The 23,056-nt window shown below is 48.4% G+C and carries 22 protein-coding genes; 5 read left to right on the top strand and 17 right to left on the bottom strand.

All coding sequences use genetic code 11. The features are described 5' to 3' along the window. Window positions 1-51 precede the first annotated feature (51 nt). Window positions 52-1,158, top strand: coding sequence for a hypothetical protein (locus tag P4D80_RS15325; RefSeq protein ID WP_421654877.1), 1,107 nt, complete (start codon window positions 52-54; stop codon window positions 1,156-1,158). A gap of 48 nt (window positions 1,159-1,206) precedes the next feature. On the opposite strand, the gene P4D80_RS15320 is transcribed toward P4D80_RS15325, so the two are convergent. From P4D80_RS15320 to P4D80_RS15275, 10 genes are all read right to left on the bottom strand, one after another. Further along, the gene (locus P4D80_RS15320; RefSeq protein WP_421654876.1) at window positions 1,207-1,509 is read right to left on the bottom strand and encodes a hypothetical protein; all 303 of its coding nucleotides are present in this window, start codon (window positions 1,507-1,509) and stop codon (window positions 1,207-1,209) included. Between the two features lie 177 nt (window positions 1,510-1,686). After that, window positions 1,687-2,106, bottom strand: a complete 420-nt coding sequence (locus P4D80_RS15315; RefSeq protein ID WP_421654875.1) for a RusA family crossover junction endodeoxyribonuclease — start codon at window positions 2,104-2,106, stop codon at window positions 1,687-1,689. A gap of 419 nt (window positions 2,107-2,525) precedes the next feature. Further along, window positions 2,526-2,684 carry a hypothetical protein gene (locus P4D80_RS15310; protein ID WP_421654873.1) on the bottom strand — a complete coding sequence of 53 codons (159 nt, stop codon included), beginning with the start codon at window positions 2,682-2,684 and terminating at the stop codon, window positions 2,526-2,528. A gap of 27 nt (window positions 2,685-2,711) precedes the next feature. Then, window positions 2,712-4,052 (bottom strand): hemolysin family protein, encoded by a 1,341-nt coding sequence (locus P4D80_RS15305; RefSeq protein ID WP_421654872.1) that lies wholly within the window; start codon window positions 4,050-4,052, stop codon window positions 2,712-2,714. A 40-nt stretch (window positions 4,053-4,092) separates the two neighbouring features. Next, complete coding sequence (locus tag P4D80_RS15300; protein WP_421654870.1) at window positions 4,093-4,782, bottom strand: N-acetylmannosamine-6-phosphate 2-epimerase; 690 nt, start codon at window positions 4,780-4,782, stop codon at window positions 4,093-4,095. 190 nt (window positions 4,783-4,972) lie between these two features. Beyond that, window positions 4,973-5,731: an ABC transporter ATP-binding protein gene (locus P4D80_RS15295; RefSeq protein WP_421654868.1), complete on the bottom strand. Its 759-nt coding sequence runs from the start codon at window positions 5,729-5,731 to the stop codon at window positions 4,973-4,975. A 197-nt stretch (window positions 5,732-5,928) separates the two neighbouring features. Further along, window positions 5,929-7,197, bottom strand: a complete 1,269-nt coding sequence (locus P4D80_RS15290; protein ID WP_421654867.1) for an FtsX-like permease family protein — start codon at window positions 7,195-7,197, stop codon at window positions 5,929-5,931. 168 nt (window positions 7,198-7,365) lie between these two features. Next, the gene (locus P4D80_RS15285) at window positions 7,366-8,772 is read right to left on the bottom strand and encodes an amidohydrolase family protein (RefSeq protein WP_421654866.1); all 1,407 of its coding nucleotides are present in this window, start codon (window positions 8,770-8,772) and stop codon (window positions 7,366-7,368) included. 336 nt (window positions 8,773-9,108) lie between these two features. Further along, window positions 9,109-9,438 carry an Mpo1-like protein gene (locus P4D80_RS15280; RefSeq protein WP_421654864.1) on the bottom strand — a complete coding sequence of 110 codons (330 nt, stop codon included), beginning with the start codon at window positions 9,436-9,438 and terminating at the stop codon, window positions 9,109-9,111. A gap of 359 nt (window positions 9,439-9,797) precedes the next feature. Further along, entirely contained in the window at window positions 9,798-10,295 is a 498-nt protein-coding gene (locus P4D80_RS15275; RefSeq protein ID WP_421654863.1) for a sterol desaturase family protein, read from the bottom strand. Window positions 10,296-10,846: 551 nt separating this feature from the next. Here P4D80_RS15275 and P4D80_RS15270 point away from each other — a divergent pair. Beyond that, on the top strand, window positions 10,847-12,124 hold the full coding sequence (locus tag P4D80_RS15270; protein ID WP_421654861.1) for an aminotransferase class I/II-fold pyridoxal phosphate-dependent enzyme: 1,278 nt from the start codon (window positions 10,847-10,849) through the stop codon (window positions 12,122-12,124). Window positions 12,125-12,811: 687 nt separating this feature from the next. On the opposite strand, the gene P4D80_RS15265 is transcribed toward P4D80_RS15270, so the two are convergent. The 4 genes from P4D80_RS15265 to P4D80_RS15250 all read right to left on the bottom strand — a co-directional run bounded on the left by P4D80_RS15265 (window position 12,812) and on the right by P4D80_RS15250 (window position 16,579). Next, the gene (locus tag P4D80_RS15265) at window positions 12,812-13,066 is read right to left on the bottom strand and encodes an Ig-like domain-containing protein (RefSeq protein WP_421654859.1); all 255 of its coding nucleotides are present in this window, start codon (window positions 13,064-13,066) and stop codon (window positions 12,812-12,814) included. Window positions 13,067-13,077: 11 nt separating this feature from the next. Next, a complete protein-coding gene (locus P4D80_RS15260) occupies window positions 13,078-13,311 on the bottom strand; it encodes a hypothetical protein (protein ID WP_421654858.1) in 234 nt (77 codons plus the stop codon). Between the two features lie 65 nt (window positions 13,312-13,376). Then, window positions 13,377-15,632 (bottom strand): ATP-dependent helicase, encoded by a 2,256-nt coding sequence (locus P4D80_RS15255; RefSeq protein ID WP_421654857.1) that lies wholly within the window; start codon window positions 15,630-15,632, stop codon window positions 13,377-13,379. Window positions 15,633-16,162: 530 nt separating this feature from the next. Next, window positions 16,163-16,579: a DUF1824 family protein gene (locus P4D80_RS15250; protein WP_421654856.1), complete on the bottom strand. Its 417-nt coding sequence runs from the start codon at window positions 16,577-16,579 to the stop codon at window positions 16,163-16,165. A gap of 541 nt (window positions 16,580-17,120) precedes the next feature. On the opposite strand from P4D80_RS15250, the gene P4D80_RS15245 reads away from it, so the two are divergent. Both P4D80_RS15245 and P4D80_RS15240 read left to right on the top strand, forming a co-directional pair. Further along, the gene (locus tag P4D80_RS15245; protein WP_421654855.1) at window positions 17,121-17,366 is read left to right on the top strand and encodes an Asr1405/Asl0597 family protein; all 246 of its coding nucleotides are present in this window, start codon (window positions 17,121-17,123) and stop codon (window positions 17,364-17,366) included. Window positions 17,367-17,812: 446 nt separating this feature from the next. Beyond that, window positions 17,813-18,421: a (2Fe-2S) ferredoxin domain-containing protein gene (locus P4D80_RS15240; protein WP_421654854.1), complete on the top strand. Its 609-nt coding sequence runs from the start codon at window positions 17,813-17,815 to the stop codon at window positions 18,419-18,421. Window positions 18,422-18,543: 122 nt separating this feature from the next. Here the strand turns inward: P4D80_RS15240 and P4D80_RS15235 are convergent, their stop codons facing one another. Continuing rightward, a complete protein-coding gene (locus P4D80_RS15235) occupies window positions 18,544-18,984 on the bottom strand; it encodes a CAAD domain-containing protein (RefSeq protein WP_421654853.1) in 441 nt (146 codons plus the stop codon). Window positions 18,985-19,372: 388 nt separating this feature from the next. Here P4D80_RS15235 and P4D80_RS15230 point away from each other — a divergent pair, with 388 nt between their 5' ends. After that, the gene (locus P4D80_RS15230; RefSeq protein ID WP_421654852.1) at window positions 19,373-21,130 is read left to right on the top strand and encodes a putative bifunctional diguanylate cyclase/phosphodiesterase; all 1,758 of its coding nucleotides are present in this window, start codon (window positions 19,373-19,375) and stop codon (window positions 21,128-21,130) included. A gap of 11 nt (window positions 21,131-21,141) precedes the next feature. Here P4D80_RS15230 and P4D80_RS15225 read toward each other — a convergent pair whose 3' ends face one another. After that, window positions 21,142-21,498 carry a hypothetical protein gene (locus P4D80_RS15225; protein ID WP_421654851.1) on the bottom strand — a complete coding sequence of 119 codons (357 nt, stop codon included), beginning with the start codon at window positions 21,496-21,498 and terminating at the stop codon, window positions 21,142-21,144. Between the two features lie 1,067 nt (window positions 21,499-22,565). Further along, entirely contained in the window at window positions 22,566-22,985 is a 420-nt protein-coding gene (locus tag P4D80_RS15220) for a photosystem I reaction center subunit II PsaD (protein WP_421654850.1), read from the bottom strand. Window positions 22,986-23,056 lie beyond the last annotated feature (71 nt).

Below are 23,056 nucleotides of genomic sequence, written 5' to 3'. Positions count from 1 at the left end.
AGGCGGCAACTGTATCGTACTTGTCTGTTTATGCTGCCTTGGAGGTGCTTCATGACCCAAGATCAGCCATCATCAGACTTACCAAATCACGAACTACAGGGAATGCCTGAACCCTCTCCTGATGCTCCTGAGCGGGCAACAGAAGAGGTTGGCGAAACCCCTCCAGTTCCGCTTGAGCAGACGGTTAAAGACTCTAAACACTTGTCTGAAAGGACAGAGCCATCTTTTTCCCACAACCTTCAGGATTATTGGGATCAAACCCGTCCATTGCTTAAAGCTCAGACAATTAAGGCTTTAAAAGCAATGATTCACATCCTGGAGAAAGTGGTTGAAAAGTTAGAAAAGCCAGAGCCAGAGCCCCTTTCAGTTTCTGATTCGGGTATTACTCCAGATGAAAGTTCCGCTCCCATTTTGAGCAATGGTTTGTGGGAGAAGATTCGCTCTGCCTGGCTTCAGTTTCAGGACTTTTGGAAACAACTTTTGGTGTGGGTCAGGGCACTTTTGCCGGAGGTCTGGAATGAGAAGTTATCAGACCGGGGGCTAACAGGGGCGATCGCCGGAGTTCTCATCTTGCTCCTCTGGGTAACCTCTGGTTTATTCTCCAGCAAGCCCAAACCCATCACCGTTGCTGTGTCTCCTGCGCCTAAAGAAACAAACTCCTCACCTCAGGTGAGCGTGCCTCCTGTTAAACCAACTGCCGCTCCAAAAATCAAAGGATCGGAGCCTGCCCAGCCCTCTGCGCCAAAATCAACTGAAGAGAAGCCTGTCACTCAAAAGCCTTTTACCCCAATGAGTCCTACTCCAGTGGCTAAGCCTGCACCACCCCCCCTGAAGTTAACACCGGAGCAGAAGTTAATTGCCCGGATTCAGGACCAGGTTGCCGAGGTGAGTAATCAATACGTCAATGGCTTGATTCAGGCTGTGCAGGCAAACTTCCGTAGTAGTCGTTTGATTGTTAAGGTTGGGCCAGGCTGGTATGGTTTAAGTTTGGTTCAGCAGAACAAGTTAGCCGATGAAATGCTAGGGCGGGCAAGACAATTGAACTTTAGCAAGCTAGAGATTACCGATTCTGAGGGGATTCTGCTGGCCCGAAGTCCGGTGATTGGATCTGAAATGCTTATCTTAAAGCGGGAAAATAGCTCTCCAGAGGCGGCTTGAATTTAAAGGGGCTAGGTACCAGAGATAAAACAACAGCAAAGATTTTCTCTAATCACGGGGATTAGTAATCACTAACTCAAATTCCCAGCCAGGCATCTGGCGGACCAGATCAGTCATCAAGCGGAGATCCTTAGGACCATTGAGGGTCAAATTTTCTCGGGATCGCACTTCAACCACGATCGTCTTCCCTTCACCTTTTGCAATTAGATCGAAGGGACATTGAGAAAGCGTTGGAGGCAGGTCTACGGACGAGGGATGAATCGTAACTGCATACCCCTTATGCCTGTATTCCCTCGCCACTTTCAATAGTCGCTGATGTTCCAGTTCAGTTTGATAGTCTGGCTTTGTCATACTATAAAATATATCCCCAAATTCTATGAGCCGCCAGAGAAAATGAGAACGTTTATTCAATTGAGACAATGAAGTAGGTGGCAATAATAACTTTAAAGAGGGGGTTTGGGGGCGCAGCCCCAAACCCCTTCCCTCCCCGAAATTATTCTTAATTTAATTTAATTACGTCTAGCTACATTAGTTTAACTCTGATGGGTCAGGGGCAGCCTCTATGCGAATATGTAAAAACTCCTGTCCACTACAAAATCCTTCTGCCAATATGGGAGACATTCCCTTAACCCGAAATGAACCGTTGAGACTGCGACGACGGCTGACGAAATCAGTTACCTGGTAGTCATCCACATAGATGAGCCCATTTAAGGCATCTCTAACAGGTTTCACAATGTTATCGCTATCAGGAACACCACTTTCGCCTCCAGGTTCTGCCTCATAGTAATGGGTAATCACAACTCTGACCGGTGCACCTATGGGTGCACCTGATTTCCAGCAGGCTTCAGCAGTGCTACGAACCACTGTTTTCCAGGCCTGAAGGCGCTTCCGATCCTTAGTTTGGTGGGAAATTGGCTTCCCAATCACGACAAATTCGAAGGGGAGCACTGGTGGAGTCCTAAGTGGCAGAACTTATAAATCGTTAATTCAACAGGTGTAGTGGTAGAGCCCCCATGGAGATTTTATTTTGTGTATAAAAACCTAAATTTGGAAAATGTCGAATCCCTATCCAGAGTGGGAGAAGTTGGCATCTGCCTGTTCTACAGGTTTAAGATTAATTGCGGTTGTCACTAGTCAAATTTAAGGATTGAGTCAGTATCCAGTATTTCAATTCCATGGTAATTCTGTTCTACCCTATGGTTTGACGATCAGGGGTAGGGGGAAAGTTGCAGGTGATTTGTCTAGTTCTTATAGCTCTACGCGGGTGCGTTAGGATATTGGAATTAGAGAGGGCTTCGCCCCCAGCCAGGGGGGCCGCCCCTGCACCCTGTCCTAAGCTTGGTGGCCATAGCTATATTTGTCTAAGTTCAGCTATTGACCTTCGTCAGGTTTAGGATGAAGAGGTAGCAGTACTCGATCTGCCGATTGCAAACATTAACAACCGATCGCCCAGCCAGGATATTCAGCCAGCCAGGATATTCAGAGTGTAGAACAATGGGTAGAACAGACGGGCAATTACGAAACAACGTCTTTCCAGATTTGTTTCACTTCAATTAATCATCCGCTTCGCTGTTCTCTTCTGGTTCTGAATCAACTGGCTCAATTGGCGTTACCATAACCTTATCCACACGGGTACCGTCCATATCAACGACTTCAAAACGGAACCTGCCTGCTTCAAAACTGTCACCCGACCTTGGAATCCGTTCTAAAGTTGCCATTACAAATCCACCCAGGGTTAAATAGTGTCCTGTTTGTTCATTGGGTAAGGTTTCACACTGCAAGAGTTCCTTCAGCTCATCAACCGACAACAGTCCGTCCAGCAACCAGGAACCGTCTTCCCTTAGAATTACTGCTGGCTCCTCCATATCTTCGTGGTTTGGCAATTCACCCACAATTGCTTCTACCAGATCGTTCAAAGTCACTAATCCTTCAATCCCACCGTACTCATCAGTAACTAGAGCAATATGGGTGCCTGATTCCTTAAACGTTTCCAAAACATTAAGGGCACGGGTATTTTCTGGAATGAACAGAGGGGGTTTTACAAGTTTCCTAAGATCAACAGGCTGTCCCGACAGATAAGTAGTTAGAAGGTCTTTCATACGTACAATGCCAAGATAGTTATCAAGGCTTCCCTGCCCCACTGGAAAGTAGGAATGAGGATATTCCATCATCTCACGCTGATTTTCTTCCATCGATGCATTTACGTCTAGCCAGGCGATCGCTGTTCGGGGAGTCATTAAGGTTTTAATTGGGCGATCGCCCAGCCGAAAAACTCTGGAGACCATTTCCTGTTCTGCTTCTTCAAACATCCCTGCCTGAGTGCCCTGCTGAATTAACCCCTTAATCTCCTCTTCGGTTACCATCGGTTCTTCCGATGCTTGAATGCCCAATAGCTTAAGTAGCCAATCCGTCGAAATGCTTAAAAAATGAACCAGCGGAGCGGCGAGGGTCGCTAGCGATCGCATTGGACCGGCTACCCGACAGGCAATCTGCTCAGGATTACTGAGCGCAATTCGTTTAGGGACAAGCTCACCAATCACCAGCGAAAGGTAGGTAATGGTTGCTACAACAATGAAAATACTGAGGGGTTGGCTATAGGGAGCAAGGGGAGAAATAGTGGCAAAGAACGCTCTAAGCCGTTCAGCAACTGTTGCACCACCCACAGCACCGCTCAAAATCCCAATTAGGGTAATCCCAATTTGAACCGTTGATAAAAAGTTATTGGGAGAGTTTGCCAGTTTTAAAGCTAGCCGCGCTCTACTACTTCCCTTCTTTGCTAGCTGCTCCAATCTAACTTTTCGGGCAGAGATAACTGCGATTTCAGACCCAGAGAAAATACCATTCGCAATAATCAGCAGGACGATTAGCAAAATTTCAAAGGTTATGGAGGTCATTTTTTAAGTTGTTTAAATCCAGGATTAGCTGCCTATGCTTTTAGCATAAGCCTATCTCTAGAGCTGACTGATAAGCCTTGACCTGAAGATCGATCCCAGTAATTGCCGTACCGACGACTACAGCATGAGCGCCCAGGTCGATTGCCTGTCGGGCCATTGCGGGCGAACTGATTCCTCCTTCGCAAAGGATAGGGGTGCTCAATTGCTTAGCTATTTGGGTCAAAAGGGCAAAGCCTGGTGGGGTGAATTGCCGGGTTTCTGCCGTGTAACCGTAGAGAGTTGTACCAATCAGGTCGGCTCCAGCGCTGGCCGCTGCGATCGCCGCTTCCAGCGTATCCACATCTGCCATCACCAGCTTGCCTAATTGGGTATGAATTTGCTGAATTAGAGATTCCACAGTTTCACCACCTGGACGTTCTCTCAGGGTGGCATCAATCGCGATGATATCTGCCCCAGCTTCGGCGATCGCAGCCGCATGATGAAACTGGGGTGTAATGTAAACCTCTGATCCCGGAATCTGTTGCTTCCACAGCCCGATGATGGGCGCAGACAGCCGTTGCCGCACAGCCCGAACATGGGCAGGAGTGTCAATCCGAACACCAACCGCACCCTGCTTCACCGATGCCTCTGCCATTGCTGCAATCACGAATGGTTCATGCATGGGTGAATCAGCCGGAGCCTGACAGGAAACAACAAGTCCGCCTTTGAGGGTCTGGAGCAGAGTTTTCATAAGGGGGATGGGGGGAGTGAGGGGTTGGGGGGGAGTGGGGAATACCCTATGACTTCCTCATTCTTTACCGCTTTCTAATAACCAGGCGTTACTGAATTTGGGTATGAAACAGGTAGTGTATGCTCGAAACTTCGTTTCGATTCATACTGCTTTTCAGCAACGCCCTAACAACCAACAACTAACAACTACCCTAACTCCGCAATATCCCGTCTTCCAGATAGGCAACCCGGTCGGCAACATCAATCAGGCGCGGATCATGGGTCACAATGAGAACCGTGCGATTCGACTCTTTTGCCAGTTGGCGTAGAAGTTCAATGACAGCGTGACCATTATGGGAGTCGAGGGAAGCGGTGGGCTCGTCTGCCATGATGAGTTGGGGATCACCGGCCAGGGCACGGGCGATCGCCACCCGCTGCTTTTGACCGCCTGATAAATCCCTGGGAAGCTGATTGGCCTTATCGGACAGCTTCACCTGATCCAGGAGATCCAATGCCTTCTGACGAGCGGTGGCCCCTTTAAACCCCTTCACCTTGAGGGCCACTTCCACATTCTCGGCAGCGGTTAGCGCCGGGAAAAGGTTAAACCCCTGAAAGATGAAACCAATATTTTCTAACCGGAACCGGGAAAGGCGATCGCGCCCCATGTTCGTAATCTCCTGCCCCAGCAGCCAGACATTTCCAGCCGTCGGCGTCAAAATCCCTGCTAGGATTGAAAGCAGCGTCGTTTTACCAGAGCCCGATGGCCCCATCAGGAGCTGGATATCTCCCTGCTGAATCTCAAGATCGATCCCATGCAGCACTGGGTAAAGCTCTGAACCCGCACGGAATACCATTTCAACCCCATGGGCAACAACCGCCTTAGAGACGAATCGCTCACCGGTGATTGGAGATGGAAGATCCTGCACAGGTTTCTGGACACTGGTTACAAATTTGGTTTTGAAAGCAGCCATTCGTTTTTACAGTACATAGGGTGGGTCAAATGGCGAGGAGAAAACAAAAACAACGTGTGCTGAGCTGAAGCTAAGCAGGAAATGATTTTAGGTCCACGGAGATCGCTCCTGATCCGAACATAGTCGGTGATCACTTTACATATCGTAAAGAAGTATACCGATTATCAACCTCCTCCGGTCAGGTGCAATGAATGCAATTACGCTTTAAACACAATTGCTGGATCAATATGGGTCACTTTTTGAATTGCAAACAGAGCAGAGCCAACACACATAATTATTGTCAGACCAAACACGCCAAAGGCTGTTGTGGGGGTAATTAAAATCATGATTCCCCGCGTTGCCACCGTCCAAGCACTCAACCCAATGCAAAGAACAATACTCGGTACGTAACCAAGCACTGCCATCCACAGGGCCTGTTCAGTGATAACGCGATAGATCACCCAATCCGATGCGCCCATTGCTTTCAAGGTACCAAATTCTTTGAGATGGTCTGATATCGAGGAATAAAGGATCTGACTGACCACGACAATCCCTACAACAAAACCTACGACCGCTCCTAATCCCAGGATAAAACCTACCCCAGTTCGTTTTTGCCAGTAGGTACGGGTAAGATCAACCATTTCCTGGGTGGTGTAGGCGCGGGTATCCGGCAGAGCCGCTTCTAAATTTTTTCGCAGTTTCTGGATGTCTTGTCCCGGCGCTGCCTTGACCAGAATATATGTGATGGGGTCTGATAGGTTCAACCGTCGCGGTGGCTTAGGCTCAAAAACTTTGGAAGTGGATTTAGAGTCAGCCTCAAACTCGTTGAGGCACTGAAGGTCGCCTGCCACCACTTTGCAATTGACTTTGGCGGAGAGCCCACCGAACAGATAAGCGTTTGCCGATTCCAAAGACGCGTACACGTAAGGACTGGATGCCATCGATTGGGTGTTTCGGCTGAGGCCAACCAGCTTTGCTGGCAGGGAAGAGATTTCTCCTGTTTCTCCAATCTGTTTCAGCCCCAGATTGTTGATATTCGATTTGTCCGTAATCAGGGTGTAAGGGGTTTTGAGACTGCTAATTTGTCCCTGAGTCATCTCCCAATGGCCGAATAATTGTCCGTCAGGGTTAAAGCCAAAGATGCGGACATTATCAATGTGTCCATTAGGAGCACGCCAGCGGGTTCCATGAATCGACAGTGCTTCTGCAGATTCCACCCCTTTCACGCCTGGACGCTCTTTTTCCCCCCGCACTTTAAGAAGTTGCTCAATGGATAGGGAAGAGGTTAATTCCAGGTATTCCATTGACTTATGAGCAACCCAAAGATCAGCAGTGGATTGCTCAATCAGGCGAACAGTGGAATGGGTAAAGCCATCTAAAATTCCCTTCTGGATAGTTATGAGACTGACAGCAAACATGATGCCTGCCTGGGCAACCAGAAACCGGGGAACATCCTCAAACAAATTCTTGCGGGCGATGGAAGCCATTTCTATGAATTTGAAACCACATGTCCTTCCATCTTAGAGATTTTCAAGGATTTATTCACTTTGTTAGAGAAATCGGGGAGAGAGTAGGGGATTGTGAGAAAGGATTCCACAGGAAGCCTTTCTCACAATCCAAATAGGATCGCTATAACAATCAACAACTCACCACTACTACCGACTGGCACTACTGAGGCTGGGAGAGGTGGCGACATAGGCGGGGAGGGATTGGCGCAGGCGATCGCCATACAGGGCAATAGCGTTTCCACCGAGCAACAGGCTGAGGTGGTCGCGATCGTAGTTAGAGACGGAAGCAGCATCTCTAACGCAGCCTCTCAAGACTCCATCCCAATGTCCATAGTCACCAGAGAAACAGGCGACGTGTTTACCCACTTCTCCCATACCAACAGGCAGGTAAGCAGGGCTGGGGTCATCAGATTCAAAGGAAACAAAGATCTGTCCCCGCTCAAAGTACTCCATAGGGTCACGGTGACGAATTTCAAAATGCTCGTAGAGGCTGGAGTCATTGATCTTGGTGGGGTCTTTGTCTGCTGTCCAGAGCAGGTCAAACAGGTTTTTTGCCTGGCTGATGATATTGGTGCTGCTGTGGGTTCCTCGCTCCTGAATCATCAGCTTAGTGAACTCCATCAGCGGAGGACGGTAGGGATTTTGAGGATCAAAGTCGCGAATGCGTTTCTCCCAATGTTCGTGCATGGCATGGGCCAGGTCAGGGAGCCAGCCACATCCCCCTTCTAGAAAACCAACTCGGAGGGTGGGGAATTGTTCAAAGGCACCATCAAACACCATGCGAGCCAAGGCGTGCTGCTGCTGGTTGCGCTGGACAAAAATGTGGCTGAGGACGAAGGTTTCCATGTGGTCAGCGATTCCACTCATCATGAAGCTACCGGGACTGCCGTGGATACCGAGAGCGATGTCTAGATCGACGGCAGCCTGAAGGATGGGGCGGAAGTCGGGGTGGCTGATGGCTTTACAGGTACGGATTTTGGGAAATGCTTGGGGTGCATCAGGATGGGGAATGGGCAGGTTGGGTGGAACGGCAACGCCAATCAGGCCCAGTTCGTTGATACAGCGGTGCATTTCCTTGACGGCTTCTTCCACATCTTGCAGGGGGAGGACTCCAATCCCTTTGAGCCGATTGTCATAGCCCCGGCAGTCGTCAGCGATGTAGTTGTTGTAGGCGCGGCAGAGGGCGATCGCCAGATCCCTATCCAAAATGCTGGGAAAAATCAGGTTCAGGGTGCCGTAAATGACATGGATATCGATTCCTTCCTGATCCATATGCTCAATCCGCACTCGATTGAACATGGCTCCCATCGAGGTTTCTGGATGTAAGCCACGGAATACGCCAAGGTTCGTTCCGCGGGGCCGGGGAAACATTTGCACCAGATCGTTTTTCCCGGTCTCCGGGTTATAGTCCAGAATCCTTGCTCGCTGATCGCCCCGTTCATCAACAACCAGTCCCACCCGGTTGCGATATTCTGGCTCGACGTAGTCTCGCAGCACCAGGGGATTTTCGATTTTGTGGGCATCGGCATCGATCACTAACAAACCGTCGTACATGATTTCTCCTTGATGGAATTTTAGCCATTCTCATTTATGTCCAATACGTTCTGTTGGGAGGGAAGATGGAGTAGGGGGCAGGGGACTAGGGGAGTTTCCAACACCCATCACTCCAACCCAACCTCTACCTTCCTGTCACCTGCTATGGTTGTCGCCAACTTGCCTAGAACACCGGATTAAGGGGGCGCCCCTAGCCAGTTCCACCTCTTCACCCGGTGTTGCTGAATTTGGGTATGAAAATAGGTGCTGTATGCTCGAAACTTCGTTTCGATTCATACTGCTTTTCAGCAACGCCCTTCACCCTGTCCCAAGCCTGTGGCTATGGCGATAACTCTCCTACCCGCGATTCTCCTCAGACCGGTGTGTGAAATAGGCTAATGCCTGACGCAGCCCAAACCAATGGTCAAGTGACCAGGAAAGGGATGCCAAGATTGTGATACCACCTGGATATTTGACAAAGGCTGGTTCATTTTTTCCAAAAAAGATGTGACCTCCGATCGCAAATATTTGGGTAAACACCAGGCAGATCAGGGTGATTCGCCAGTCAAGAAACAGAAAGATGACAGCGGCGATCGCCAGAAGGTTCGTCAGATGATGCAACGCTTGATTAACCGGATTTTGGTGAGCCGCAACAAAATGGGCTTTTGCTTCCTGGAAGTAGCTCAAAACTTCTCCTTGTGGTAATACCTGCAATCTTTTCTGGAACGATACCACAGGAGAGAAATGGAGGAAGGGGGAGCGATCAAATGTTTTTGGAATTGTGATCAGTTGTTTGTAAAGTGAGGGTAGGAGGGTGAATGAGTGGATGGGTGGATGAGTGATAAAGTGAAGATCAGTTGTTAGTTGTTGGTTGTTGACACTGCTGAAAAAAAATATGAATCGAAACGAAGTTTCGGGCGACAGCACCTATTTCATACCCGAATTCAGCAACGCCGTTGTTAGTCAATTGAGAGGTGCGAGAAAAGCTCTAAACTCATCTACTCATCCACCCATCCACTCATTCACCCTCCCATCCCATCACCCCATCACCACCACCGGAGTTGCCAGTAGTTGCGATGGGACTGTCTTTTCTCTTCTTCGGTGGGCCATTCAACAGGTTTGTAGGTTTTGAAAATGTGGTCCCACCAATCCACTCCTAAGCCAAAATTGTGGTGCCACATGTTGTGCTTATGGTGGACATAGTGAACGGGCATCTTCATCCAGAAACACCTGGTAGGATTGTCGTGTTGCAGTTGGTGGGCATAGGAGGAAAAAGCGGCATAAACAACTCCACCTGAGGTCCAACCGATGCCTGCTTCCAGGGAGACCAGGAACATGGGCACCATGATGATGAAGGTGCCTTTTACATAGTCCAGAAATTCCCAGAGAACGCCCTGCCCTTCGTTGCGACGGTGGTGATCTCGGTGGCGTTCGCCCAAACGGGGGGAGGCGTGCATTAGGCGGTGTACCCAGTATTCCACCAGACTTGCCAGAACGAAGGCGATCGCAAAGCACCCCATCCCTACCAGAAACTTTGCCAGCACAGACTTTCTCCTTCCTTTACACACACTTTTGAATAGTTCTCCTGGCTTACCAATGAAAGAATAGCGTGAGCGACTCTTCTTAACAAATCCCTGGAATATTAGTTTTACTCTGTCGAGGAAATTATCCACCAACTTCCAGGAGAGCTACTTGCACTGAGGAGGGTAACGGATATTTTTGGATTTTGTCATCTCTGTGGAGGGTTTGAGGTATAAATTTGAGGTTCGAGATTTGAGGGTTGAAGTCATACTATTTGATCTTCATCCAACGGGCTACGAATCCTCTATCTGGCTTTTGTAATGAAAAGTTAAGTGCTATGATTCACTCCAAGTTCAGTATGGGTTGATGTTAATAGAGTCACACGGCATATGCTAGTTGCTGGTCTGTCCCAGGCAGTTGGGGCACAAAGAGTAATCGGGCCGTCACATTTCCTATGACGCGCTTCGTTCGGAGACTTTGTCGTTCTAGATAGCAAATAGTCCAGATAGGCAAATATACTGTTGAGCGTGAGACGATTGGCTATCTAAGCAAATAATGGTGAGAGGAGTTAATTGTGCAAGTTGTCAAGGAGTACGTCCAGCGCTGGTACGAGAGTGGGCTTGATCCAGATGAGTATATCTGCCATCGCAAGCAGAAAAATATTGTAGAAATTGAAGAAGCCGCGACTGGCAAGCGCCGAGTGGTTCTGACCTTCTGTACAAACGATGTGTTGGGGCTGACTCAGGAAGAGTCAGTGAAGCAGGCGGCTATCAATTCCATCATGCAGTATGGAACATCGAACAGTTCCTGCTCCGTTCTCAGTGGTCGGATTGATTTGCACCGACAGCTTGAGGATGAAATTTCCGAATTTAAGCATTTACCCCATACTCAGCTTTTTATCAATGCCTGGATGGCAATGCAGGCACTGATGGATGCGTTTTGTCACCTTGCCATTCCTGTTCCTGGTTTCCAGAACACCCGTGAAACCCTGATTCTAACCGACGTTTTGAACCACGGCTGTATTGTTTCGGCGGTTGCAAATGCTGGAACCCGCTCTGGAAAGCTGTTTGGTCATAGCCCACGGGTGCGGGTACGGGCGTACCGTCACTGTGATGTGGAAGATCTGGCCCGCAAGCTTCAGCGCCATGCCCGACCGGAGGATCGCATCTTAGTCGTTTCTGATGCTGTCTTTTCGATGGATGGGGACATTGCTCCTCTGCCTGACATGATTGAGGTGATGAGCCAGTATGAGGGCAGTGTTTTAGTCATGGATGAGGCCCATGCCAGTGGCGCGATCGGGGAGACTGGACGCGGTATCTATGAGTATTTTGGCTTGCTGCCGCAGCAGGCGATCGAGCGGGGGGTGGTGCCGCTGATTATGACAACCTTTTCCAAATTTGCGGCATCGGCTGGAGCGGCAATCAGCACCCATGTGGCGGAGTTGAAGCCCTTGCTTAATGTCTCGCCTACATCGATTGGTACCATTTCGCTGGCTCCTCCTCTGACTGCTGCGGCGCTGGAAAGTATTCGTCTGGTACGCCGTTTTCCAGAACGGGTGAAGCGTTTACAGGAGAATACTCGATATTTGCGATCTCGCCTCGCAGCCCATGATTTCCTGGCGATCGGTGAAACCAACGTGATTCCAGTTGTTCTGCCACCAGAAATTAACCCTAAACTCTATGCCAGAGAACTGCTCGACTATGGAATTTGGGTTTCCCCCATTTGGTTCATTGCGAAACCTCGAATTCGCATTACGGTGAACGCTCTCCATACTAAGGAAGAAATGGACAGTCTTGTCGCAGCAATGGTGAAGGCACGGGATTTGTTATATGAGCCGACGATCAGTGCTTAGGATCATAGATTTAATAACACCGCATTCTTAAGTGAACTGACTTCATCGTTATTTAACTCTCATTCCTGAGGGAAGTTGTTAGTGGTTGATGGTGCTGAACAGCAGTATGAATTGGAACACAGTTTCAATTCATAAGTAGATAATCATAATTTCATAAGTAGTAAGTAGTCATAAGTAGTAGGTAGTCATAATTAATTGGTAAAGGGGAGAAGTGGGGGCGAAGCCCCCAGCCAGGGGTTCCACCCCTGCACCCCGTCCTAACCACAATGACTACGGCTATAACACCTGGTCAAACTCAATCCCTGGGTCAGAACTGGTGACTGGAGTGATGGTGTGCAGTGGTAAGGGTTAACCGCCATTGTCTGGCACGATTGGATAGGGTGCCTCCACATCGCTCAGGTATCCTGCACCAAGCCATTGAGGTGGTGCCTAACTTCCCGGCAATGCCGTCAATCAAGTGGGTAGATCCAGTGCAGGGGGAGTGTGGTCTAATTTGAACATCACGGATCGCTCTGTTAACTGGTCGGTTTCCGTTAAGAGTTGCAAGCGCAAGGTAGGTAGACATCAAGAGGTAATGATGAACGGCGTTAGTCGCCATCATTTCAAACTGAAAAATCATTATGATTTGGGCACTATCAGCGGCGATCGCGAGGGTATGAATGCCTTCTGGAAGATTGGTGGAGATGTCTACACTCCAGTGCCATTAGCATCGGCGATCGCGCTTCCTAACAGTTGTTGCTCTCGGTATAGTGTCACGGTGGCTCCGGCTTCGGCCATGTCAGTCACGGTGGGCGTGCGATCATTCATTACATTGTCCGTGCTACTCACTCCACTATCGGTAGCGGCACTCAATCGCAGCTCCGAAGGATCTGCTGAAACGAGGGTGTGATAGTCCGAGTCAGGGGAATCTGATGCTGCACGAGTATTGCCTGCTAGATCCACCGCTTTTGCACTCAGGCGGTGGCCACCGTTCCGTAGTTGGCTGATGGTGCCCGGACGTTATTTCTTGGCTTCTGTATAGAGAATTGATTCAAGCGAGCCATAATGACTCGGGTAGCTTGAGAAGGGTTTCTCTTTGAAAGATGCCGTGTGGGTATCAATTTTGAGTAAAGCTTCTCCCAGTTCAGGGAAAAAGGCGTTAAGGCGATCGCCCCACCATGCAAGAAGGTTAGCGGAACGTAACCCATCACTCCCTCTCCCTCATCCCTTATTTCCTTCGACCCCTATTTCCTTCGACCCCTGGCTTCTCTTTCTAACTCTTCGCCCACGGAAATTGCTCGATTAACGCCGGAATGACTGGGCAGAACTTACGTTCATCCAAATTATCGGGTTTATTCCAGGTGAAGGGTGCTTTTTGTGCGGCTGACATCCACAGGAGACGTTTTGCCCGCGTCATGGCAACGTAGAGCAAACGAAACTCTTCTGCTGTTTTGAGATACTTCGCCCGCTCCCAGGCGGTTTGGGTGTCTGGTAGAGGAAACTGATTGTGAACACTGGCGCGAATCTGAGCGCGGGCAACTTCCGCTAGGGTAAATTCGCCCAGAAACTGGGACTGGGGCGGAATCCATTGAGTTCCTGGAATGGTGTTTTCGTGTAGAAAGGGAAGAAAAACGAAGTCCCAGTCTAAACCCTTTGCTTTGTGCATGGTAATCACGGTCAACTGTCCGGCACGGACGTAGCGATCCTCCGGGTCTTCTGCATCAACGGGCTCAAACTGCTCTGCAGAAACAATCTCACTCAGTACCCTCAAAATCGTAGCGAGGGAATTGTCACCTGCGGATTGCTGACTGACTCGCTCTGCCAGCTTGTCCGCTGTAGCCAGTTCAGACTGGTCATAGTTAAGGGAGAGGGCCAGGAAAGGAATGAGCTGGTAAGGGGGCAGTTCTAACCGGGCATGGAGCAGGTTAGTGCAGAAATGCCGTGCCTGAATTACAGGTTCTGTTCCAGGCGGATCGAGGGGACCGGGATAGAGAAATTGCTCTGGCAGACTGACCAGGGCATTGAGGTCTTGAGTGGGAATTAGCTTGCGTTCAACTAGGGTAGTTAGAGCGGCTTTCAAGTAATCGGGAGAGTGGGGACGGTCGAGAAATCGCAGCAGGGTCAGAAGTTCGTCAGGAACGTGGGACTGGCGATCGCGCTGCCCCACCTCATAAACCTGCAATTTACCTCCATACCAGCGCTCGAGTTCCTTGACCACAAATCGTCCCTGTTCATTCGTCCGCACCAGGACGGCGGCCCGGCTGTCGGGGTTCTCTTTGAACAGGGCGATCGCCCGTTTCCCAATCCATTCAACCGTCTGATACACATCCTCTGGCCTGTAAATCTCCAACCCTTTCCCTTCAGCAGGCGGGTTCGCATTGGGCTGTGGGTCGTCCGGTGGAACGGGCTGAATCTGCTGAAACCGAAACGGTTGCTCGCTGCCAGCAATCCGGGATTGATTAGCCCACTGAAGCACGAAATTAGCTGCGTCAATAATTCGGCGATTGCTACGACCCGCCTGGGTCATCGTTGCCAGTCGTCCCTTTTGCTCACACGCTGCACAGAATTCGCAGAAGAAGACCGGGTCAGCCGGAGTAAAGGTTGAGTTAATTGCCTGATTGGGATCCCCGACCCGAACCAGGTTAGCCTGGTCAGGATTTTCGGGGTCGGCAGGTGCAGCCGCCAGAATTTCCAGCAACCGGGTCTGGAGTGGACTGGAGTCTTGAGCTTCGTCTTCAAATACTGCAAACACCTGCCTCTGCCAGGTTTCGCGCACCACTGGATCGTCCAGTACTCGTAGCGCTCCCAGGATCATTTCGTCGTAGTCAATCAGGTTCCGGAAGCGAAGCTGCATCTGGTAAAACTCGTACAATCCCGCCGCGATCGCCAGTACCGAGTATTCATCATTCACTTCCTGGCTCTGCCGACGCAAATCTTCCGGCATCAAGCCAGAACTCTTTGCTTCATGAATAACAGTGGATGCCAGCGCTGGAAGTACCTCCGTTCGCAGCACAGACTGACGCCGCAGACGCTCAGTTTCTTCCCCGTCAAACTGTTGTCCCTCAATTAAGGTTTGATAGTGACGGGCATTGGCCGAAATCCACTGCTCCACACAGGTGCGAATCAACCGATGGTTCTGGTTTGGCGTCACCAGCACACAGTCCTGATTCAACCCCGACAGTTCCGGGTAGGCGCGGGCGATCGACCAGGCCAGTCCATGTAGCGTTTGAACCGTAAAGCCGTTGGCGGGTAGTCCCAAATCCTTTAGGTAGCCTTTGATCTTGGCTTTGATATTGGCTGCTGCCGATCGCGTAAATGTCACCACCACCAACTGATGCCGGATATTCAACTGATAGCGAGCAATGGCGATCGCCGCTGCCGCCGCCATCCCTGTGGACTTACCCGACCCTGGCACCGCTGATACTGCCAGTGGCCCCCCCTGCCAGTCCGCAATCTCCCGCTGCCCCAACCGCAACGAATCCCGGAGTTGCTGAAGAGAGAGAGTTTCAAGGGAAGTAGGAGTAAGCATGGGCGAGTGGAGGAGTGGAGGAGTAATGGAGGAGGGAGTAAACAAACTTCACCCTTTACCTCTCACTGGCGTTGCTGAAAAGTAGTATGAATCGAAACGAAGTTTCGAGCATACAGCACCCATTTCGTACCCAAATTCAGCAATGCTCCTCTCACTTGACTAACAAGTAACAACTGAACCAACAACTAACAACTAACCATTACCCTATCACTCATCTACCCATCTACCCCCTCCTACCCTCACTTTAAAAACAACTATAGCTTTATGCGGGTGCTTTAGGACATTGGGTTAGAACATTGGAATTAGAGAGAGTGTGGGGGCGAAGCCCCCAGCCAGGGGTTCCACCCCTGCACCCCGTCCTAACCATAAGGCCTATCACTATAACAACCAACAACTAACCCTCCCTCCCTCATCCCCCTTCACCCTATTCCCTTCATCCAAAACTCAAAGCCTGGTGTTGTAAACACTAAATTTTGCAACGTAGGGAGTGGAGGGGGTGAACCCCCCTTCAAAACTTTTGTTTTGATCTACTAGTCCCACAAATCTAATGGCAAATGTCCAAACGTCTCGTTCACATCTCCATCGTAAGCAGACTGGCATGAAACCAGCACACCGCGATGACCGCCTGTATACGTGTCGGCATGGCAGCGACCTGTTTTGGGGTTGAACTTGACGTAAACGGGCCCCTCCTGGGCGGAAACCTCTGGCATCTGCTCATAACCCAAGGCCTTGAGGTAATTCATGAGAGCAATAGCAGCCTGGTCACTGCTATCAGCACAGATGCCAAAAATCTGGTAGTCCGAATGGTTGGCGACAAGTAGAAGCGCTTGACGCACTAGAGCCTTATCAGGAGCAAGTTCGCCTGTTGTCTGGTCAAGGGAGATAAAACGCCTCAGTACTTTTTGAGCAGATTCCAGTGTGAGGTGATCGGCATTCAGGGTAGACATAAGTAGCCAGGCGCAATTCAATTAAGGATATTTTGGGGAAGTGGGGCTGCGCCCCACTTCCCCCTTTACAAATTAATTATGCCTACCTAGCTTAGCTGGCAGAGCAGTAGAAAACGTGTCTCGATAGAAATAATGAGCATGCTGTAAGGATTCTAGCTCCTGAAGTCCAAATCATTCTCAACGGGAAAAGCTTATTGAGAATAATTTGCAGGTGTTAATTTTTGATGTAGGATGATCAATATATCTATTGATTGGTTTTTTCAATAAGAGCAGAAATAAAAGCAGAACTTCCTTCGTTTGATTAGGAAATTTTATTGGTTAAGGTGTATGAGTGAATAAGAGCTTTTGATTAGCCAGTTGAGGTTCTGGGCAACTTGAAATTAAGCAGGTTCTCTTCTGGCAGGATTATGTGTCTTCCAGGGCTATTCAAAACGAATGGAAACGCTCAGCTTCAAAGCAGAAGTAGGGTTTGTGCTGATACCTCTACCCATTTCACATAAGAATTAATCTCATTTAATTAGTTTGAACCCGATTGAACCCGATGAATCATTCCCAGCTTGAATCTCTGACCGTTCAGGTATTTTCCGTTTCCCGTTGCGATCGCTGGCAAGCCCGTGAACGCCTCCAAGCCCTCTCTATCCCCTGTCATTGCACAGCCGATGGTTGTCTGGTTGTCGAAATCAATAGCCCCCTGGCTGTCATCCAGCTAAAAAGTGTAGTTCAGCAACTAACCGCTTCTCGCGCGGAACTCGTAAATTGGTTAGAGAATTGTTGGGAAATGGACTAGTGGTTTACCAAAGGAACTTTGCCTGGTTATCTAAACCCGGAAAAACCATTTACGGGGTTTTGAAAAGGGTTTGCAACCCTTCAAAATCTGCCAAACAGATTACTAGTGGTCTGTCAAGACTTATTTTTGAGTTGAGAACTCAGAAAATAACCACTCCTACTCAAGCCGGAGATACAAGGAGATACAAAATTAAAACTGAATTAAAACTGACAAATCACTAGAAGATAAGAGCTAGAAGATCGGGGCTGGACTGGGAGTCAGGAGCCAGAATAAGTGAGGAGTGAGGGGTGAAGTGTCAGGGGCTAGAACTCAGGAGAAACGCCCTGTTGACTTTAGCCTTTATCGGAACTCAAAACTTATCCGCCTGTCCACTCATCCACCCTTTTGCCTGTAGCCTTCGTTAAAACTCACAATTCTTCCCCTCACCTAAAAAACGAGATAAACCGATGAGCAAAAAAGACAAGCAGGTATCGCTGTTCAATCTGGAGGGACGTTTCCTCGGTTTCATTATCGAAGATGGGTACAAGATTAAACGCCTGCGGCTGGAAACAGTAGAAGGTGAATACTGTATCAAGCTATCCAAGGAATCCCGTGCCTCCGTTGGCAGAGTGCTGATGCACGGGGACTGGCTCCAGGTTTGGGGCGAAAAGACGACTAAAGATGAGGGTGAGGTTAAGTTTAAAGCTTACCGAATTAGCGTCATTACCCCCAGTCAATCTTCGTCGATCGCCCCGTACCCAACTCCTCCTCAGGAAAAAGCTCATAAGGCAGCAAAAGCAGCAATTATGGTTTGCCAGAAATCAGACTGCATGAAACGAGGGGGAAGAGCTGTTTGTAAGGCACTGGAAAGCGCATTGAGCGATCGCGGCTTAACCGATCAGGTAACAATCCGGGGAACTGGCTGCATGAAGCACTGTAAAGCAGGCCCCAATCTTGTTTTCATGCCAGACAAGACTCGCTATAGCCAGGTTTCTGCTGCCGAGATTCCTACACTGGTTGATCGCCATTTCCCCATCCAAACCGAGCAAACTCACCCCACTTCATTACTTCATTAGAAAATGGATCGACTGCTGATGGGGGAAAATCTGGCGCGTCTCTGATTGTCAGATAGGAAATACTGATTGCCGAAAAATAGAGACGCAACCCTACATCTCTATCTCTGAGTTATGCCAATGCCCTACTGAGGACCCCCTTTCCCCAAAACTTCATCTTTAAGGGCATTAAAGTCGTTCACCAGTTCGCTACGGCTACTTGCCTTCCAGAGATAGCGATAGATAAACCAGACGCTATAGCCGATCCCAATCAGCTCAAAGGTTGGTGCTAGCAGGGGAATGTCGTTGATCGCATCTAAAAGCGCTAGCGTCAATTTCACTGAGACAATTGAGGCAAAAATGAGCCCAAGCGTCACCAGAGGACGCTTATACTCTCCAAAAAAGTCTGATAGATACTCGGGCAAACCCGATAGTACTTCGTAAATACGATCCCAAATCTGTTTCATTTGCTGCTTAGATTGACTCAGCGTGGAATTATCAACTTTAACCAGAGGGGCCTCAGCTTCGACTTTAAAATCTGGAGAGTTGACATCGACGAATTCGTTTTCCTTAATTTCGGGGTTCATATGCATGACCTGAAGACTTTACAACCTGAATAATCGTGAGGAGAGAGAGATAACGACCGAAGGTTAACAGAGTTTCAAAACTATTTTGGCTATTTTTCCAACATATCGACATTTATGCGAGATGGTATCACCGGTAAGAAAGATATTGGCTGGATCTACCTGTTTCCTTAAATGTCGCTAAAAGCCCAGTATAAAAGCATTTGACGCAACGAGAGGAGACAAAAGCAAATTTATACTAAGCGATTGGATTATATACGGATTGAGCTGCCATTCAACAAGACTCAAGTTAATCTTCCCAAAGGGAAGGGAATTCTGGGTCTAGATTCCCTGCGTAGTGCCTTCAAGGCATTGATATTTGAAGTTCTTATAGTCGAGTAGCTATTCACGCATGACTCAGATCCTCGTGATCGAGGACGATCCAAACGTCCGTACTCTTATCCTCAAACTACTTCAGGCGGAGGGTTTTGATACCCTTAGCGCTGAAGATGGGCGCACAGGGGTTCAACTGGCAACTATCTACGAGCCCGATCTGATCATTTGTGACATTATGATGTCCGAGTTGAATGGCTATGAGGTTCTTAGCCAACTGCGTCAAGATTCTAGGACCGATGCCATTCCGTTTATTTTTTTGAGCGCAAAGTCAGAACGAGTTGACCTGCGTCAGGGAATGGAACTGGGAGCAGACGATTATTTAACAAAACCGTTTAAGCGAACGGAGCTGTTGGGAGCGATTTCGGCGCGGCTGGCGAAGCAGGCAAGGCTGACTCAACCCTACATTGCTGAAATGAAGCGGGCGGCCCAAAACTTGAATCATTTAGCCTATCGGGACCCACTCACCAATCTACCCAACCGAATTTTGCTCCACCACAAGTTACAGGAGGCGATCGCACAAACATCCCGCCTGGAAAAATCGACACTTGCCCCTCAACGGCTAATTGCTGTTTTGTGCATTAGTCTGAACCGCTTTAAGGCCATCAGCACCAATCTCGGCTACGCCAACGGAGATTTACTGCTCAAGAGGGTCGCAGAACGTTTGGAGCAAACCTTTGGACAACGAGGAATGGCAGCCCGCCTGGGGGGAGACGAATTTAGCCTGCTGTTGAACAATCTGACCAGTCGCCAGGAGGCTGCGGATACCGCCGAAAAAGTGTTGAAAGCGTTAACTAAACCCTACAACCTGGATGGATACTATGTTCAGATTGAGAGTAGCATTGGCATTGCCCTATATCCAGACAACAGTGATAACCCAGATCGGCTGATCAATCAAGCCGATATAGCAATGCGCTCTGTCAAAACCAGAGGGGGCGGGTATCGATTTCATACCCAGGAAATAGATGCCCTGGCAGTGGAGCAACAACAAATGGAAAGTAAGCTGAATGCAGCCCTGGCAAATCAGGAGTTTCAGCTCTACTACCAGCCCCAGGTGAATCTGGTTACAGGACGAATTATCGGTGCTGAGGCACTACTCCGTTGGCGCAATCCAGAACTGGGAATGGTTCAGCCAGACAAGTTTATTGCGATCGCAGAAGATACGGATTTGATTATTCCCATTGGAGAGTGGGTGTTGAAGACAGCCTGCGCCCAGGCAAAAGCTTGGCAAAGTGCCAACCATTTATCTTTCCAGATTTCGGTCAACCTATCTGCACGACAATTTCGGCAGGAAAACCTGGTCGAAAAAGTAGCTAGTGCATTAAAGGAAACTGGATTAAGTGCCAATGTTCTGGTTTTAGAACTGACAGAAACCATCTTTATGGAAGATGTAGAAATTACCATTCCAATTTTGAAGGATCTGAAGGAGATGGGAATTGGGATTTCAATTGATGATTTTGGAACAGGATATTCATCCCTAAATTATTTGAAGCGGTTCCCCATTGACAAACTAAAAATTGATCGATCTTTTGTTCAAAAAATTACAACCGATCCCAATGATGCAGCGATCTCGAAAGCTATTATTGCTATGGCGCAGAGCCTGCAACTAAAAGTCATTGCTGAAGGGGTCGAAACTGAAGGGCAGTTTAACTTTCTGCGGCAAAGTGGTTGCCATGCCATGCAGGGCTATCTGTTTAGCCCACCACTTCCAGCCGAAGAGTTTGAAAAATTACTACTGGCGGACAAGCGTTTGATTTTTGCGCTGAGAACGGAGTGAACCGATGCCTATCAACCAAACCAGTGGGAAGGGGCTAACCCCGGATCATCCACTTCTGGAATGTGCTTGGTAATGGTTTCAGAGTGGCGATCAAAAATGCACCGAATTCCCTCATGAACCCATGCCTTGAGCAACTGTTTTTCTTCAAAAGACAACTGCAGTCGACAGGCATCGAGGGGTAGCTTTTCCATGTCCTCAAGTACGATATAGCTACCGGGTGTATGGCTGAGAACATAAGCAATCAACTCCTGACGCAAATCAGGAATAGAAAACGCTTGTTGAAAAGGATGGTCAGCGTAAGTACCCAGGACTTCCTCGACTTCTCTAGCAACCAGGGAGGTCCACAGGTTCACAATGGTTTTGGTCATGGGAGTATTTCTTAATGAGTACTTAATGAGTATCTTCTTGATGAGAGATGTGGGATAGATTCCCCTGTCTTAACCGTCCTGGTAGTAGTGTCTCTCCTGAGAGTTTGGTGATAAACCTCGCTTATCACCAAAACACAAGATCGAGATTCCAGGAATTTTGGTTGAGATGAAAGAAGTAGCTTACGCTACTTTTTCACCGACAGGCCGGAAGAATTGCGGCTGTTATACTCCTTCACACCACATAAAATCCGGGAACTCAGGTGAGGAAAGGGAAGAACCGGCTTTTGTGATACTTTCTGCGAGGCTTCAATGCAAAAATTTAAAGGTCAAATGAGGCTTTTCTTTAACCATCACTTTAATCATCAAATGTTGATTTGGTTTTAGTGATAATCGGCAATTATCGCAAGACTCTCATCAGAGCCAGATATGAGATTTTTTAGTGATAGCAATCCTAAAGGGAAAAAAAGTTCATACCAGGAAAGCCTTTCACAACTTTCGCTTTTCACCAATTTTCACCCTTTCAATTTTCACCCTTTTATGAATCAGGTGGAATTTTATGAATCAGGTGAAAGTAGTAAGTATTCACGAACAGTATATGGGCAGGAAGCAGGGGTTTTGCTCCAATGAGAGGCGGAATCTCTAAAACCCGTTGAGGTCTCGGGAAAGGAGACTTTGCATAGCAGTCCTATTTAGATCGTGATGAAGGATTCCTGATAAAGGATTCTTACAGGATTTTTTCTCTCAAAGGTTCCCCAACAATCTAATGATAAGTGATGCCTTTCATCGAAAGAAAATTGATCTTCTATGATTTTTATTGGGCTCAAAGAGCAATGTAGGCTACTTTTTCACCGACAAGTCGGGAGAACCCTCACAAAGATTTTTAATCTCACGACTGGTTTAGGATTGCTATAAGTGTAAAATCTTTTGAAACTAAAAAGCAATCTTCTACTTCTATTTCAGCATTTATTTAGAAAATTTCAACCTTTGCAACGTTGATTTTTGTAAAGAAGAAAATCGCCCCAGAGACGAATCTCTGAGGCGATCGCGGAAGGCTTAGATACTAATGACTAGGCTTCATAAGTAGTTGTGCCTGTAAACTTAAGTTTTGCAGGCTCTGGATTTTCACCAATGCGGCGATCCTTCGTGTTGACCATTGCTCTTCCTTGATTCACCTTTTCAGGGAAGACCCCATCCTTCGGATGCAGGTACTCAATATCCCCGTTTGGATAAATCCGGTAGATTTTATAGTCTGTGATTTTCAGTGGACGTAACTGCCGCCCACCTAGTGCGATACATTGCTCTTTACGAGCCAGATAAAGTAGGTTTTCACCTTGGCGCATCACCGCTGCACCACCTGTCGGCATCTCAAAGACTTGCTCTTTGGGGCTTGTCCAGGTGATTGCGTATTTTTCTTCAACTTGAGCTTTGGTGAGCAGTCCGCCAGTACTCCCACCAAACAAAGGAGGTTGTCCAGAAAGTTCTGTCATTTGGATTTCTCTCGCAATGTTTTACGGGAATCCTACCATTCGATATGGCCCTCCCTGCGCACTTCTTTGGG

It is taken from the genome of Leptothermofonsia sp. ETS-13 (assembly GCF_049200465.1).
Classification (GTDB): domain Bacteria; phylum Cyanobacteriota; class Cyanobacteriia; order Leptolyngbyales; family Leptolyngbyaceae; genus Leptothermofonsia.
This window is presented reverse-complemented; position numbering and strand designations above follow the sequence as displayed.

Coding starts and splice junctions, on each gene's coding strand:
- P4D80_RS15285 (WP_421654866.1), bottom strand. CDS start 8,772: ATGTACGACGGTTTGTTAGTGATCGATGCCGATGCCCACAAAATCGAA.
- P4D80_RS15230 (WP_421654852.1), top strand. CDS start 19,373: ATGACTCAGATCCTCGTGATCGAGGACGATCCAAACGTCCGTACTCTT.
- P4D80_RS15260 (WP_421654858.1), bottom strand. CDS start 13,311: ATGGGTTACGTTCCGCTAACCTTCTTGCATGGTGGGGCGATCGCCTTA.
- P4D80_RS15325 (WP_421654877.1), top strand. CDS start 52: ATGACCCAAGATCAGCCATCATCAGACTTACCAAATCACGAACTACAG.
- P4D80_RS15235 (WP_421654853.1), bottom strand. CDS start 18,984: ATGAACCCCGAAATTAAGGAAAACGAATTCGTCGATGTCAACTCTCCA.
- P4D80_RS15250 (WP_421654856.1), bottom strand. CDS start 16,579: ATGTCTACCCTGAATGCCGATCACCTCACACTGGAATCTGCTCAAAAA.
- P4D80_RS15245 (WP_421654855.1), top strand. CDS start 17,121: ATGAATCATTCCCAGCTTGAATCTCTGACCGTTCAGGTATTTTCCGTT.
- P4D80_RS15225 (WP_421654851.1), bottom strand. CDS start 21,498: ATGACCAAAACCATTGTGAACCTGTGGACCTCCCTGGTTGCTAGAGAA.
- P4D80_RS15220 (WP_421654850.1), bottom strand. CDS start 22,985: ATGACAGAACTTTCTGGACAACCTCCTTTGTTTGGTGGGAGTACTGGC.
- P4D80_RS15320 (WP_421654876.1), bottom strand. CDS start 1,509: ATGACAAAGCCAGACTATCAAACTGAACTGGAACATCAGCGACTATTG.
- P4D80_RS15300 (WP_421654870.1), bottom strand. CDS start 4,782: ATGAAAACTCTGCTCCAGACCCTCAAAGGCGGACTTGTTGTTTCCTGT.
- P4D80_RS15240 (WP_421654854.1), top strand. CDS start 17,813: ATGAGCAAAAAAGACAAGCAGGTATCGCTGTTCAATCTGGAGGGACGT.
- P4D80_RS15290 (WP_421654867.1), bottom strand. CDS start 7,197: ATGGCTTCCATCGCCCGCAAGAATTTGTTTGAGGATGTTCCCCGGTTT.
- P4D80_RS15295 (WP_421654868.1), bottom strand. CDS start 5,731: ATGGCTGCTTTCAAAACCAAATTTGTAACCAGTGTCCAGAAACCTGTG.
- P4D80_RS15305 (WP_421654872.1), bottom strand. CDS start 4,052: ATGACCTCCATAACCTTTGAAATTTTGCTAATCGTCCTGCTGATTATT.
- P4D80_RS15255 (WP_421654857.1), bottom strand. CDS start 15,632: ATGCTTACTCCTACTTCCCTTGAAACTCTCTCTCTTCAGCAACTCCGG.